We start from the raw sequence: 14,294 nt of genomic DNA on the forward strand, positions 1-14,294 counted from the left end.
CGAAACAGGAGGGAGCATCATTATGAAAACAGGGCGACTGAAGCAGATACTTTTGTTAACCGATGGATGTTCAAATCACGGGGAGGACCCTGCCACAGTGGCGGCACTGGCAAGAAGCCAGGGGATAACGGTGAACGTGATTGGTGTTCTCGACGACCGGCAGAACAGCAGGCCGCAGGGGCTTGATGAAGTAGAGGCGATTGCCGAGGCAGGCGGGGGCATCAGTCAAATCGTGTATCAAAAAAGTCTGTCCCAGACCGTGCAGATGGTGACAAAACAGGCGATGACCCAGACGATACAGGGAATCGTCAATAAAGAGCTGCAGGAGATTCTGGGAAAAAATCAATCGCTGGAGGAACTTCCTCCTGAGCAGCGGGGAGAAGTTGTGGAAGTCGTTGATGAGCTTGGGGAAAGCAGTGCTCTGGAGGTGCTTGTACTCGTGGACGTGAGTGCAAGCATGCATCATAAGCTTCCTACAGTGAAAGATGCTCTTTTTGATTTGTCCTTAAGCCTCAATGCACGATCAGGGTCCAATCAGTTCAGTGTCTACACCTTCCCGGATCCGAAACATACGATCCTGCAGATGGTGGACTGGACGCCCGAACTGGGAGCGGTCAATCGTTTGTTTTCTAAATTGAACAGCGGCGGCTATACACCGACAGGACCTGCACTTCGAGAGGCGCTGTATGCTTTTGCTGCCAAATCAGCCCCTTCCCGCCTGGAAGATGGAGAAGATCCTTATGAAGAAACAGGCTGGTAACTTCTCACCGGGCCATCAGGTCCTCGGCAGGTGGAACAAGAACCCTTACATCATCATGGAAAAACTCGGTTCAGGAGCGTGCGGCACCGTTTATAAATGCCGCTCGACACGGGGGGAGACGTATGCGCTCAAAATGGGAACCGACAGCTCCAGAATGATGCTTGAGGTGAACATGCTAAAGAAATTCAGCAAGGTCCAAGGGGAAAAACTTGGGCCTTCTTTTGTTGATGTGGATGACTACCGGATGTCCGGGGGGCATCAGCTGCCTTTTTATGTGATGGAATACATAGAAGGAAAGCCCCTGCCTCAGTTTTTGGCGGGGAAGTCGAAAGAATGGATCGGTATTTGCGCAGCTCAAATTCTGGGTGATATCGCCAAACTTCACAAAGCCGGCTACGTGTTCGGCGATTTGAAAACAGACAACCTGCTCGTGTCCGGTTCGCGGGTCCGGCTTATTGACGTCGGAGGTGTGACAGCAGCGGGCAGGGCGATAAAGGAATACACGGAGTTCTATGACCGCGGGTACTGGGGGATGGGTTCCAGGAAGGCCGAACCTTCCTATGATCTATTCGCGCTTACGATGATTATGCTGGAAACCGCAGGGGCGGGGCGTTTTGAAAGGGGGCCTTCCCCGAGAAAGATGCTCGAACAGAAACTGGCAGCTGCTTCTGTACTCAAACCATACCGGACAATCATCCAAAACGGCTGGAAGGGAAAGTACAAGGACGCGTCGGAAATGGAAAAAGATATGGCAGGTGTGCTGCTGCACAAAACACCGCCTCCAACACGTGTCCATTTCCGCGCAGATCAGAAGAAAAAGACCACCGATTCCGGGGAGTTAACGGCCATCACCTTATTTTCCGTTCTGCTTATGGGAGGGTCCCTCCTTACTTTTTTCTTGTAACAGCTATTCTTTTGCAGATGGTGAGAAGAGTGATACGATAGGGGAAGATAGAGATAGACAGGAGGAACGTCTGATGGATCACGTTGTCCATTCGTTCATCTCAAAACATCAGTTAATTCAGCCGGGACAGACTGTCCTTGCTGCTGTATCCGGAGGGCCGGATTCAACAGCCCTTCTCCATATGCTGACCCAGCTGAGAGAAAAGGTTCCGTTTCACCTCACAGCTGTGTCCGTGGATCACGGCCTGCGGGGAGAAGAAGCGCGGGAGGATCTGACCTTTGTTCAGATGCTGGCGGATCAGTGGGGTGTCGAATTTTATGGAACCTCTGTCGATACAGGTTCGTATAAAGAATCATCGGGAAAAGGGACACAGGAAGCGGCCCGCGATCTCCGTTATCGTTTCTTTGAAGAGCAGATGTATGCCCGGCAGGCGGATGTCCTCGTCATGGGGCATCACGGAGACGATCAGGCAGAAACACTCATGATGCAGATGGTCCGTTCCGCCAGGCCCGAAGCGGTCCGGGGAATCCCTTTGCGTCGGCCGTTTGCCTGCGGTGAAATCGTACGGCCGCTGCTATGTGTCTCCAAGGAACAGCTTCTCCATTATATGAATGACCGTTCTCTTCCAAGCCGCCATGATCCCTCTAATGACCGGACGGATTACACGCGCAACGCATTCCGTCACAGGGTGATGCCTTTTTTGAAGGAGCAGAATCCCCGGCTTCATGAGCATGTGCAGGCATTCAGTGAAAGGGCAGCGGAAGAGCGTTCCTACATAAACGAACAGGCTCAGAAGGTGTTGGAATGTGTTCATTTTTCGGAGGATGTTGAGAAATTCGTACAATTTTCCAAACAAACTTTCAAAACATTTCCGCTTGCTTTACAAAGGACGGCCTTTCATCTAATATTGAACTATCTGTATGTGAAGCAAAACGAAGACATTTCCTATCTTCATGAAGAAATGTTCATGGACCTGTTAAGGGACGAGAAACCGAACCGTTCCCTTGATTTTCCCGGAGGGTTGAAAGTGGTCCGCGCTTACGATGAGATCACCTTCACATTTGCGGATGAAGACGAGGATCCGTCCTTTCGTTTCATGCTGCACCCCGGGTCTTCTGTCTCCCTTCCGGATGGTTCGTCCATGGAAGCGGAATGGAGCTGGTCGCCGGAAGAGCCTGATGCCTTCACCTATGTATGTGAGGACTATCACGTAAACCTTCCGCTCATCGTCCGCTCCAGACAGCCTGGAGACCGTATGGAAGTCAGAGGGATGAAGGGGTCAAAAAAAGTAAAAGATATTTTTATTGATCAGAAAATCCCTGCCCGCACCCGCGGGACACTGCCGGTCGTTACCGATCAGACAGGGGAAATCCTCTGGCTTGGCGGACTGAAGAAAGGCGGCAGGCAGGGAGGCAGGTCCTCAACAGGTCCATGGCTTCGGTTACATTATAAAAACAAAGCAGACGCGTAGGAGGAGCAATCATGCACAACGAAATTGAAAAGGTCTTGATTTCCGAAGAGGAGATCCAGCAGAAATGCAAAGAGATGGGAGCCCGTTTATCCGAGGAGTATAAGGATCGATTTCCTTTGGCTATCGGAGTGCTGAAAGGGGCAACTCCTTTTATGACAGACCTTTTGAAACGGATGGAGACGCATTTGGAAATGGACTTTATGGATGTGTCCAGCTATCACGGTGGAATGGAATCCTCCGGTGAGGTCAAGATTGTCAAGGACCTTGATACAAAAGTAGAGGGCCGGGATATCCTGATCATTGAAGACATTATTGACAGTGGCCGCACGCTTGCCTATCTTGTCGACTTGTTTAAATATAGAAAGGCGAATTCGATTAAGATCGTCACTCTTCTTGATAAACCGACGGGACGCAACGCTGATGTAATAGCAGACGTTGTCGGCTTTGAAGTACCGGATGAGTTCGTTGTCGGGTATGGTCTGGATTATCAGGAGAAGTATCGGAATCTTCCTTATGTAGGGGTGTTGAAACCTGAAGTATATGGCGGATAGTCCCAGATACTCCGTAAGTGGTTTCAAACGGTTCGTTTCAAGGGTAATTAGTTGTGTCGTCCGATTTTGTTATGGTAGTATTTACTATAGTTTTTCTCGTTTGGGAGGAGGTAGGCAATGAACCGGATCTTTCGTAATACCATATTTTACTTACTTATCTTCCTCGTTGTTATCGGCGTGGTCGGTTTATTCCGAGGTCAAGGTGATCCGCAGCAAGAGTTAAATGTAAATCAGTTTTACGATAAATTAAACAGCGGTGCCATCGAAGAGATGACAATTCAGCCTGTTAATGGAGTGATTCGAATCACTGGTCAGCTGGAGGGTGCAGAAGAAGGGGAGGAAGCCTTCACCGCACAGATTACAGCGAACGACCAGACACTATCCAACATTACAGAAACGGCTCAGGAGCAGTCGATCTTAAATGTTGAACAGGAAGAGCAGCCGAGCGCATGGGTGACATTCCTGACATCCATTATTCCGTTTGTCATTATCTTCATTCTCTTCTTCTTCCTGCTTAACCAGGCTCAGGGCGGCGGAAGCCGTGTCATGAACTTCGGTAAGAGCAAGGCGAAGATGTACACCGAAGAGAAGAAAAAAGTACGTTTTAAAGACGTCGCTGGTGCAGATGAAGAGAAGCAGGAGCTTGTGGAAGTAGTTGACTTCCTTAAAGACCCGCGCAAATTCTCTGCTGTTGGTGCACGTATTCCAAAAGGTGTCCTGCTGGTAGGGCCGCCGGGTACAGGTAAAACATTGCTGGCCCGTGCCGTTGCCGGAGAAGCGGGAGTTCCGTTCTTCTCCATCAGTGGTTCGGACTTCGTTGAAATGTTTGTCGGTGTCGGGGCTTCCCGTGTCCGCGACCTGTTTGAAAATGCGAAGAAGAATGCCCCTGGTATCATCTTTATCGATGAGATCGATGCTGTTGGACGTCAGCGTGGCGCAGGCCTTGGTGGCGGTCACGATGAGCGTGAGCAGACATTGAACCAGCTTCTTGTTGAGATGGACGGTTTCGGAGTCAATGAAGGAATCATCATCATTGCTGCGACCAACAGACCGGACATTCTTGACCCGGCCCTTCTTCGTCCCGGCCGTTTTGACAGACAGATTACTGTCGATCGCCCGGATGTTAAAGGCCGTGAAGCTGTTCTCGCCGTTCATGCGAAGAACAAGCCGCTGTCTGAAAATGTCGATTTGAAGACGATTGCTCTTCGTACACCAGGATTCTCCGGCGCAGACTTGGAGAACCTGTTGAACGAATCCGCACTTGTAGCTGCCCGTGGAGACAAGAAAAATGTCGACATGGATGATGTTGATGAAGCCATCGACCGGGTTATTGCAGGACCGGCTAAGAAGAGCCGTGTCATTTCCAAGAAAGAGCGCGACATCGTGGCCAACCACGAAAGTGGACATACGGTTATCGGTATGGTGCTTGATGATGCGGACATGGTTCATAAAGTAACGATCGTCCCACGAGGTCAGGCCGGCGGTTATGCGGTCATGCTTCCGAAAGAAGACCGCTACTTTATGACAAAACCTGAACTGTTTGACAAAATTACAGGTCTTCTGGGCGGCCGTGTAGCTGAAGAAATCATCTTCGGTGAAGTAAGTACCGGCGCCCACAACGACTTCCAGCGTGCGACAAGCATTGCACGCAAGATGGTTACCGAGTACGGCATGAGTGAAAAACTTGGACCGCTTCAGTTCGGTTCCAATTCCGGAGGTCAGGTCTTCCTGGGCCGTGACATCCAGAACGAACAGAACTACAGTGACCAGATCGCTTACGAAATCGATCAGGAAGTGAAGAACTTTATCCAGTACTGTTATGATCGCGCCAAGACGATTCTGACAGAAAACAGAGATAAATTAGAGCTGATTGCCAAAACATTGCTGGAAGTAGAAACTCTGGATGCTACTCAAATCCGTTCCTTGTTTGATAAAGGACGTCTTCCAACAGATGAAGAGCTTGAAGCCCTTGCTAGAGAACACAACGCTAAAATCAAGAACAATACTTCTTCCGGAAGTGACGAAGATGTACGCGTAAACATCCAATCCAAAGATGAAGAAGTCTCTGAAGAGGAACAGGAAACTGAAGATTCCTCAACAAATAAAGAAGAAGAAGAGAGCGGATCAGATTCCGAAGATCGTCGTTCTTAATTCAACGAAAAAACCACACCAGCTCCGGCGGTGTGGTTTTTCGTGTTTCATTACAGCAGACGGTTCGGCTCTTGTGGTATGATGGTAGCCGAAGGAAATGACACAGGAGGCTTTTTGTATGAATTTTGTCCTTGATGTGGGAAATACCAATACTGTCTTAGGTGTGTTTGAAAATGGTGCGTTAAAGTATCAATGGCGTATTAAGACAGATCGACATAAAACAGAAGATGAGTTCGGAATGCTGATCAAATCCCTTTTTGATCATGAAGGTCTGGCCTTTGAAGATATGGACGGGGTCATCATCTCTTCCGTGGTTCCGCCCATAATGTTTGCACTTGACCGTATGTCTCGTTATTATTTTAAAAAGCAGCCCATGATTATCGGAGAGAATAATGTCGACCATGGTCTGCCTATGAAATATCCGAACCCTGACGAAATAGGGGCGGACAGGGTAGTGAATGCTGTCGGAGCCATTGATGAGTACCCGCTTCCTTTGGTCATTATTGATTTCGGAACAGCCACAACCTACTGCTACATCAATGCAGAAGGCGAGTATCTGGGAGGTGCCATTGCGCCTGGAGTCAACATATCCATGGAAGCCCTCTATGCCAAAGCAGCTAAACTGCCGAAGATTGAAATTAAAAGTCCGGAACATGTCATCGGACAAAGTACTGTAGAAGCGATGCAGTCCGGAGCGTTTTACGGATACGTCGGACAAGTGGATGAAGTCGTACGAAGGATGAAGGAAACTTCCGACCGTACGCCGACGGTCATTGCTACCGGAGGCTTAGCGAACTTAATTGCCGGCCAGTCCAGGACCATTGATCATGTAGATCCCTATCTTACATTGAAGGGGCTGCATAAGATATATCAGCGCAACAAAGAGAAAAAAGCATTTAAAGGAGAATGATGATTCATGTCAGATTATTTAGTGCGGGCGATGGCCTTTGATGGACAAGTGAGAGCGTACGCTGTTCAGTCCACCAACACCGTCGAAGAAGCAAGACGCAGGCAGGATACGTGGGCGACAACATCAGCCGCTCTGGGTAGAACCTTGACGATCAGCTCTATGATGGGAGCTATGCTTAAAGGAGATGACAAAATCACAGTGAAGGTTGAAGGCGGCGGCCCGGTGGGTGCCATTGTCGTGGATGCCAACGCTAATGGGGAAGTTCGCGGCTATGCGAAGAATCCTCATGTTGATTTCGAGTCCAATGCCCAAGGAAAGCTGGACGTATCACGTGCGGTCGGTACGTCCGGGACATTGAGCATTGTGAAGGATCTTGGGATGAGGGATCATTTTACCGGCCAGGTACCGATTGTGTCCGGAGAAATCAGTGAGGACTTCACTTATTATTTCGCGAACTCTGAACAGGTCCCTTCCGCTGTAGGGGCGGGTGTGCTCGTGGATACAGATCACAGCATCCTTGCTTCCGGGGGCTTTATCATTCAAATGATGCCGGGCGCTGACGACAAGACGACGACAGAAATTGAGAAACGTCTCTCTGATATGCGCCCTATTTCCACGCTTGTACAGGAAGGAAAAACACCAGAGCAGATTCTTCATACCGTTCTAGGGGAAGAAAATGTCCAGTTGTTGGACACAAAGCCTGTGAATTTCCAATGCCATTGTTCACGCGAACGGGTCGAGATGGCCATTTCCAGTCTTGGTGATGAGGAAATTGAACGCATGATTGAAGAGGATAACGGTGCGGAAGCGAAGTGTCACTTCTGCAACGAAGATTATCAATTCTCTGCGCATGATCTGGAAGAACTGAAATCTCAGAGCACCAGCTGATTTTTTCATCAACAGCAGCCGATAAGGATATAAATAAAAGACGGGACTTTCGTTCCGTCTTTTTCTATTCTTTCAGCATGAATTGTTTGACAATTGTAGTGGATTTCAGTAAGTTAAAGTTAAATCCTATTTAAATACTTGGTTTTAGGAGTGATGGTGTTGAGAATCGTTAATAACGTAAGTGAACTTGTAGGACAGACTCCGCTGGTAAAACTGAACGGCAGTGCTGACGAAGACAGTGCAGACATTTACCTTAAACTGGAGTACATGAATCCAGGGAGTTCCGTTAAGGATCGTATTGCCCTGTCCATGGTGGAAGAAGCGGAAAAAGACGGCCGATTGAACGAGGGCGACACGATTGTGGAACCAACGAGTGGAAACACGGGGATTGGTCTGGCTATGATTGCTGCAGCCAAAGGCTATAAAGCGATTCTCGTCATGCCGGATACGATGAGTCAGGAACGTCGGAACCTTCTGCGTGCCTACGGGGCGGAACTGGTTCTTACACCGGGAAGCGATGGTATGAAGGGAGCGATTAAGAAGGCGGCTGAGCTTCATGAAAAGCATGGCTACTTCATGCCTCAGCAGTTTAACAATGAAGCGAACCCTCTCATCCACGAAAAGACCACAGGACCTGAAATCATCGAGCAGATGGGTGATCAATTGGATGCTTTTGTTGCTGGTATTGGCACAGGGGGAACAATTACCGGTGCTGGAAAAGTGCTGAAGGAAAAGTACCCTGACATGAAGGTTTATGCAATTGAACCGGAAGAATCCCCGGTATTATCCGGCGGAAATCCCGGCCCTCACAAAATCCAGGGGATCGGTGCCGGCTTTGTGCCAGGAATCCTGAACACAGAAATCTACGATGAAGTCGTAACGGTTTCAAAGGAAGACTCCTTTACGGCTGCCCGCGAAGCAGCGCGTAAAGACGGAATCCTTGGAGGGATTTCTTCCGGTTCAGCGATCCACGTAGCGAAACAAGTGGCTAAGCAGCTTGGAAAAGGTAAAAAAGTGGTAGCGGTCATCCCTAGTAATGGAGAAAGATATCTATCCACTCCTCTTTACCAATTTGATGAAGAATAAAGCCTGACGCACTCCTTTTAGCAGGGGGTGCGTTTTTTCGTAGGACAGGAATTCCTGTCATGATAGAACTTATGAAATGTTGTAAGATAGGGGAAGAGTAATAAAGAAATGAGGGAAATACATGTCCTTATACTTACACACGCGCGTAAAAACCTATGATTTAACGGAACAGACGCTCGTTATGGGCATTTTAAACGTCACTCCTGATTCCTTTTCGGATGGCGGGCTGTACACAGATGTTGACAGGGCTGTCCAACAGGCTGAAGCTATGGTGGAGGCAGGAGCCCACATCATTGACATTGGTGGTGAATCAACCCGTCCAGGCCATGACCCTGTACCGGCGGATGAGGAGTTGAAAAGAGTTCTTCCAGCGATAGAGGCGGTGAGTCAGGCGGTCGATGTACCCATCTCCATTGATACGTACAAGTCGGAAGTGGCTGACCGGGCAGTCCAGCATGGCGCCTCCATCATTAACGATGTTTGGGGAGCTGTAAAGGATCCAGCTATAGCTGATGTCGCTGCCCGGCATGACGTTCCACTTGTTTTGACCCACAACCGGAACGATCGGAATTACACCTCGTTAATCGATGATATCAAAAAGGATCTGACGGAAATGGTGAGCCGTGTGAAGGCGCGGGGAGTGAAGGATGAGCAGATCATCCTTGATCCGGGTATCGGTTTTGCCAAGAGCCAGCAGGATAACCTCGTCGTCATGCGTCACCTGAGCGACCTTCGTGACCTCGGTTACCCGGTTCTTCTCGGTACTTCAAGGAAATCTTTTATCGGTACAGTGCTGGATCTTCCTAAAGAGGAACGAATGGAAGGGACAGGCGCAACGGTGTGCTACGGGGTGGCCCAGGGAGTGGAAATGGTAAGGGTGCACGATGTGGGTCCCATGGTCCGTATGACGAAAATGATGGATGCTATGATTGGAAAGGGTGGAGGAATTGGATAAAATCTACGTTAATCAAATGGAATTCTGGGGCTATCACGGCCTTTTCCCGGAAGAAAACAAACTGGGGCAGCGTTTTTATGTAGACCTTGAATTGGAGCTGGACTTAAAACCGGCCTCCCAATCTGACGATATGACAAAGTCCATTGATTATGGGGCGATTTATGAAACAACCAAAAAGATTGTAGAAGGGAAGGCCTATAAGCTTGTGGAGTCTGTAGCTGAGCAGATATCCGGAGAGTTGTTCTCCTCCTTCCCGCTGTTAGAAGGGTGCCTTGTAAAAGTATTCAAACCGGACCCGCCCATTCCCGGCCATTATCAATCCGTAGCAATTGAGATATACCGGAGCCGGTCTGATGAATAAAGCTTATATCGCACTCGGCTCCAACCTTGCTGAAAGGGAACAGTACCTTCGTGATGCCATTACTTTACTGGATGAAAATGAAGCCGTTCAAGTAGAGGGGAGATCGGGGGTATATGAAACGAGTCCTGTGGGTTATACAGATCAGGGGGATTTCCTGAATATGGTGATCATCGTGGAGACATCCCTTCCTCCTGAAGATCTGTTGGCGGCCTGTCAGGCGATTGAAGAAGGGCTGGGAAGAAAAAGATTGGTGAAATGGGGGCCGCGGACTATTGATCTCGACATTCTTTTGTATAACGAAGAAAACAGAGCAGCTGCCGACTTGACGATTCCCCACCCCCACATGCATGAACGGGCGTTTGTTATCGTCCCTCTGGCCGATGTAGATCCACAGGCCTACCTTCCCCATCTGCAGAAGCAGGCGGCCGAACTGCTTCATGAACTTCCCGATGCAGAAAGGGAGAGCGTCACGTTATGGGGGCACCTGTGAAGAGAAAGCCGTGAAGCAGCAAGGGCATCAGCCGGGAAAGCTGTGGTTCCCGTGAGCGTTGACACACCCATAAGACTTTTTTATACTAAACCATAGTTAGATGCTGCCAGTCCTTTGCTGGCAGTTTTTGTTATTGTGGCGGCACAGTACAAGGAAAAGATGAGGAATGGAGTGATAGCAGTGTCAGAAGAACTGAATGAATATATGCAGGTGCGCAGAGACAAGATGAACGCTCACCGTGAGCAAGGTCTGGATCCGTTCGGCGACCGTTTCGACCGGACCCACTATGCGGATCAGTTAAAAGAACAATATGATACCTATACAAAAGAAGAATTGGAAGAAAAGCAGTTCCCGGCGACCGTAGCTGGACGAATCATGACCAAGCGCGGGAAAGGGAAAGCCGGCTTCGCGCACATCCAGGATGTCACAGGGCAGATCCAGTTGTACGTCCGTAAAGATGAAATCGGCGAAGAAGCCTATGACAATCTCTTTAAAACAGCAGACTTGGGGGATATTGTCGGAGTAACCGGAGTGATGTTCAAAACAAACGTCGGAGAACTTTCTGTAAAAGCGGAGGAATTCCAGCTGCTTACGAAATCCCTGCGCCCGTTACCTGAAAAGTTCCACGGACTCCAAGATGTAGAACAGCGCTATCGACAGCGTTATCTTGACTTGATTACGAACCCTGACAGCAGGGACACGTTTGTTCTGCGCAGTAAAATCATTCAATCCATGCGCCGTTACCTGGACGGTTTAGGTTTCCTTGAAGTGGAGACACCATTAATGCACGGCATTCCGGGAGGAGCTTCCGCCCGTCCGTTCATTACCCATCACAACGCTCTTGATATGCAGTTGTACATGCGTATAGCCATCGAGCTACACTTGAAGCGTCTCATTGTAGGCGGCATGGAGAAGGTATACGAGATCGGACGTGTCTTCCGTAACGAAGGCGTATCTACGCGTCACAACCCTGAATTTACGATGATTGAATTGTATGAAGCGTATGCGGATTATAAAGACATTATGGCCTTGACGGAAAACATGGTCGCTCATATCGCTAAAGAGGTGCTGGGTACGACAACGGTCATGTATGACGATCAGGAGATTAACCTGGAACCAAACTGGGCCCGCCTGCATATGGTGGATGCAATCAAGGAATATACAGGCGTTGATTTTTGGAAGCACATGAGTAATGATGAAGCTAAAGCTCTTGCTGAAGAACATGGCATTGAAATTAAAGACACAATGACATTCGGTCATATTGTCAACGAGTTCTTTGAGCAGCGTGTCGAGGAAAAGCTCGTCCAGCCGACCTTTATTTATGGACATCCAATAGAGATCTCTCCACTTGCCAAAAAGAATCCTGAAGATGAACGCTTCACGGACCGCTTTGAATTATTCATCGTTGGACGCGAACATGCCAATGCGTTTTCTGAGTTGAATGATCCGATCGATCAGCGCGAACGGTTCGAAGCTCAGCTTAAAGAGCGTGAAGAAGGTAATGATGAAGCCCACATGATGGATGAGGACTTCCTGGAAGCTCTTGAGTATGGTATGCCGCCGACCGGTGGATTGGGCATTGGCGTGGACCGCCTCGTTATGCTGTTAACCAATTCAGCCTCTATCCGTGACGTCCTGCTGTTCCCGCAAATGCGACATCGCGAATCCTGATCCAGCTATCCTCCGCCGGTTATAAAGGCGGGGGATTTCTTTTTACAATAAAATGATAAGATATTTTAAAAAAACTATTGCGTTGGATTCATATCCGTGATAAATTATTACTTGTCGCTTTAAGAGAGCGGCGCGATGTTGAAAAACATCAAAACGAATCATGAAAAAAGTTGTTGACACAAACGGCTTCCCATGATAAATTAGTATTTGTCGCCAAAAACGACAGCGAAACGCTTTCTCAACTTAATGAAAAAAGTTGTTGACATGAAAAGCAACACATGTTAAGATGATTAAGTCGCTGTTTTCAAACGGCCGACAACATTTGATCTTTGAAAACTGAACGAACCAACCAGTACGTCAAAACATTTCTTCTTTAATGAAGAAATTTGAAACAAGCACATTCGGTGTGCAAATGAGCAAGTCAAACTACTTTTATGGAGAGTTTGATCCTGGCTCAGGACGAACGCTGGCGGCGTGCCTAATACATGCAAGTCGAGCGCGGGAAGCGAGCAGACCCCTTCGGGGTGAAGCTCGTGGAACGAGCGGCGGACGGGTGAGTAACACGTGGGCAACCTGCCTGTAAGATCGGAATAACCCCGGGAAACCGGGGCTAATGCCGGGTAATACTTTTCTTCGCATGAAGATAAGTTGAAAGATGGCTTCTCGCTATCACTTACAGATGGGCCCGCGGCGCATTAGCTAGTTGGTGAGGTAACGGCTCACCAAGGCAACGATGCGTAGCCGACCTGAGAGGGTGATCGGCCACACTGGGACTGAGACACGGCCCAGACTCCTACGGGAGGCAGCAGTAGGGAATCTTCCGCAATGGACGAAAGTCTGACGGAGCAACGCCGCGTGAACGATGAAGGTCTTCGGATCGTAAAGTTCTGTTGTCAGGGAAGAACAAGTACCGTGCGAATAGAGCGGTACCTTGACGGTACCTGACGAGGAAGCCCCGGCTAACTACGTGCCAGCAGCCGCGGTAATACGTAGGGGGCAAGCGTTGTCCGGAATTATTGGGCGTAAAGCGCGCGCAGGCGGTTCCTTAAGTCTGATGTGAAAGCCCACGGCTCAACCGTGGAGGGTCATTGGAAACTGGGGAACTTGAGGACAGAAGAGGAGAGTGGAATTCCACGTGTAGCGGTGAAATGCGTAGATATGTGGAGGAACACCAGTGGCGAAGGCGACTCTCTGGTCTGTTTCTGACGCTGAGGTGCGAAAGCGTGGGTAGCAAACAGGATTAGATACCCTGGTAGTCCACGCCGTAAACGATGAGTGCTAGGTGTTAGGGGGCTTCCACCCCTTAGTGCTGAAGTTAACGCATTAAGCACTCCGCCTGGGGAGTACGGCCGCAAGGCTGAAACTCAAAGGAATTGACGGGGGCCCGCACAAGCGGTGGAGCATGTGGTTTAATTCGAAGCAACGCGAAGAACCTTACCAGGTCTTGACATCCTTGGACCTCCCTAGAGATAGGGATTTCCCTTCGGGGACCAAGTGACAGGTGGTGCATGGTTGTCGTCAGCTCGTGTCGTGAGATGTTGGGTTAAGTCCCGCAACGAGCGCAACCCCTAATCTTAGTTGCCAGCATTCAGTTGGGCACTCTAAGGTGACTGCCGGTGACAAACCGGAGGAAGGCGGGGATGACGTCAAATCATCATGCCCCTTATGACCTGGGCTACACACGTGCTACAATGGATGGTACAAAGGGCAGCGAAGCCGCGAGGTGTAGCAAATCCCATAAAACCATTCTCAGTTCGGATTGCAGGCTGCAACTCGCCTGCATGAAGCCGGAATCGCTAGTAATCGCGGATCAGCATGCCGCGGTGAATACGTTCCCGGGCCTTGTACACACCGCCCGTCACACCACGAGAGTTGGCAACACCCGAAGTCGGTGAGGTAACCTTTTTGGAGCCAGCCGCCGAAGGTGGGGCCAATGATTGGGGTGAAGTCGTAACAAGGTAGCCGTATCGGAAGGTGCGGCTGGATCACCTCCTTTCTAAGGATATTACGGAAACGTACTGTGTTGGTTGTTCAGTTTTGAGAGATCAAAGCATCTTTCAAATTTGTGAACCTTGAAAACTGGATAAGGAATTATG

Annotated in this window: 12 protein-coding genes and 1 rRNA gene; all 13 read left to right on the forward strand. The window is 49.2% G+C overall.

Features of this window, described 5'->3' with window-relative positions; genetic code table 11:
* Positions 1-22: 22 nt before the first annotated feature.
* The 13 genes from ACXAD6_RS18890 (at position 23) to ACXAD6_RS18950 (ending at position 14,194) form a co-directional block, all read left to right on the forward strand.
* Positions 23-760 (forward strand): VWA domain-containing protein, encoded by a 738-nt coding sequence (locus tag ACXAD6_RS18890; protein WP_474970212.1) that lies wholly within the window; start codon positions 23-25, stop codon positions 758-760.
* Positions 741-1,664 carry a serine/threonine protein kinase gene (locus tag ACXAD6_RS18895; protein WP_474970213.1) on the forward strand — a complete coding sequence of 308 codons (924 nt, stop codon included), beginning with the start codon at positions 741-743 and terminating at the stop codon, positions 1,662-1,664. Before ACXAD6_RS18890 ends, ACXAD6_RS18895 begins: the two co-directional genes overlap by 20 nt.
* A 73-nt stretch (positions 1,665-1,737) precedes the next feature.
* The gene (gene tilS / locus ACXAD6_RS18900; protein ID WP_474970214.1) at positions 1,738-3,135 is read left to right on the forward strand and encodes a tRNA lysidine(34) synthetase TilS; all 1,398 of its coding nucleotides are present in this window, start codon (positions 1,738-1,740) and stop codon (positions 3,133-3,135) included.
* Between the two features lie 11 nt (positions 3,136-3,146).
* Positions 3,147-3,686: a hypoxanthine phosphoribosyltransferase gene (gene hpt / locus ACXAD6_RS18905; protein ID WP_027953463.1), complete on the forward strand. Its 540-nt coding sequence runs from the start codon at positions 3,147-3,149 to the stop codon at positions 3,684-3,686.
* A 117-nt stretch (positions 3,687-3,803) separates the two neighbouring features.
* The gene (ftsH, locus tag ACXAD6_RS18910) at positions 3,804-5,837 is read left to right on the forward strand and encodes an ATP-dependent zinc metalloprotease FtsH (RefSeq protein ID WP_474970215.1); all 2,034 of its coding nucleotides are present in this window, start codon (positions 3,804-3,806) and stop codon (positions 5,835-5,837) included.
* A gap of 118 nt (positions 5,838-5,955) precedes the next feature.
* Positions 5,956-6,747 (forward strand): type III pantothenate kinase, encoded by a 792-nt coding sequence (locus tag ACXAD6_RS18915; protein WP_474970216.1) that lies wholly within the window; start codon positions 5,956-5,958, stop codon positions 6,745-6,747.
* Between the two features lie 6 nt (positions 6,748-6,753).
* Entirely contained in the window at positions 6,754-7,635 is an 882-nt protein-coding gene (hslO, locus tag ACXAD6_RS18920) for an Hsp33 family molecular chaperone HslO (protein ID WP_474970217.1), read from the forward strand.
* Between the two features lie 153 nt (positions 7,636-7,788).
* Complete coding sequence (cysK, locus tag ACXAD6_RS18925) at positions 7,789-8,721, forward strand: cysteine synthase A (RefSeq protein ID WP_474970464.1); 933 nt, start codon at positions 7,789-7,791, stop codon at positions 8,719-8,721.
* Between the two features lie 121 nt (positions 8,722-8,842).
* Positions 8,843-9,676: a dihydropteroate synthase gene (gene folP, locus ACXAD6_RS18930; RefSeq protein ID WP_474970218.1), complete on the forward strand. Its 834-nt coding sequence runs from the start codon at positions 8,843-8,845 to the stop codon at positions 9,674-9,676.
* The gene (gene folB / locus ACXAD6_RS18935; protein WP_474970219.1) at positions 9,669-10,037 is read left to right on the forward strand and encodes a dihydroneopterin aldolase; all 369 of its coding nucleotides are present in this window, start codon (positions 9,669-9,671) and stop codon (positions 10,035-10,037) included. Before folP ends, folB begins: the two co-directional genes overlap by 8 nt.
* On the forward strand, positions 10,030-10,527 hold the full coding sequence (gene folK / locus ACXAD6_RS18940; RefSeq protein ID WP_474970220.1) for a 2-amino-4-hydroxy-6-hydroxymethyldihydropteridine diphosphokinase: 498 nt from the start codon (positions 10,030-10,032) through the stop codon (positions 10,525-10,527). Before folB ends, folK begins: the two co-directional genes overlap by 8 nt.
* Before the next feature lie 180 nt (positions 10,528-10,707).
* Positions 10,708-12,198, forward strand: a complete 1,491-nt coding sequence (gene lysS, locus ACXAD6_RS18945) for a lysine--tRNA ligase (protein WP_474970465.1) — start codon at positions 10,708-10,710, stop codon at positions 12,196-12,198.
* Between the two features lie 431 nt (positions 12,199-12,629).
* Positions 12,630-14,194: ribosomal RNA gene (locus ACXAD6_RS18950) — 16S ribosomal RNA — on the forward strand.
* Positions 14,195-14,294 lie beyond the last annotated feature (100 nt).

This window comes from Halobacillus sp. ABH2_015 (assembly GCF_056158945.1).

Bases quoted from the DNA above. Each gene is read 5' to 3' on its own strand.
- tilS (WP_474970214.1), top strand. From the start codon at position 1,738: ATGGATCACGTTGTCCATTCGTTCATCTCAAAACATCAGTTAATTCAG.
- ftsH (WP_474970215.1), top strand. From the start codon at position 3,804: ATGAACCGGATCTTTCGTAATACCATATTTTACTTACTTATCTTCCTC.
- ACXAD6_RS18895 (WP_474970213.1), top strand. From the start codon at position 741: ATGAAGAAACAGGCTGGTAACTTCTCACCGGGCCATCAGGTCCTCGGC.
- folK (WP_474970220.1), top strand. From the start codon at position 10,030: ATGAATAAAGCTTATATCGCACTCGGCTCCAACCTTGCTGAAAGGGAA.
- cysK (WP_474970464.1), top strand. From the start codon at position 7,789: ATGGTGTTGAGAATCGTTAATAACGTAAGTGAACTTGTAGGACAGACT.
- ACXAD6_RS18915 (WP_474970216.1), top strand. From the start codon at position 5,956: ATGAATTTTGTCCTTGATGTGGGAAATACCAATACTGTCTTAGGTGTG.
- ACXAD6_RS18890 (WP_474970212.1), top strand. From the start codon at position 23: ATGAAAACAGGGCGACTGAAGCAGATACTTTTGTTAACCGATGGATGT.
- hslO (WP_474970217.1), top strand. From the start codon at position 6,754: ATGTCAGATTATTTAGTGCGGGCGATGGCCTTTGATGGACAAGTGAGA.
- hpt (WP_027953463.1), top strand. From the start codon at position 3,147: ATGCACAACGAAATTGAAAAGGTCTTGATTTCCGAAGAGGAGATCCAG.
- folP (WP_474970218.1), top strand. From the start codon at position 8,843: ATGTCCTTATACTTACACACGCGCGTAAAAACCTATGATTTAACGGAA.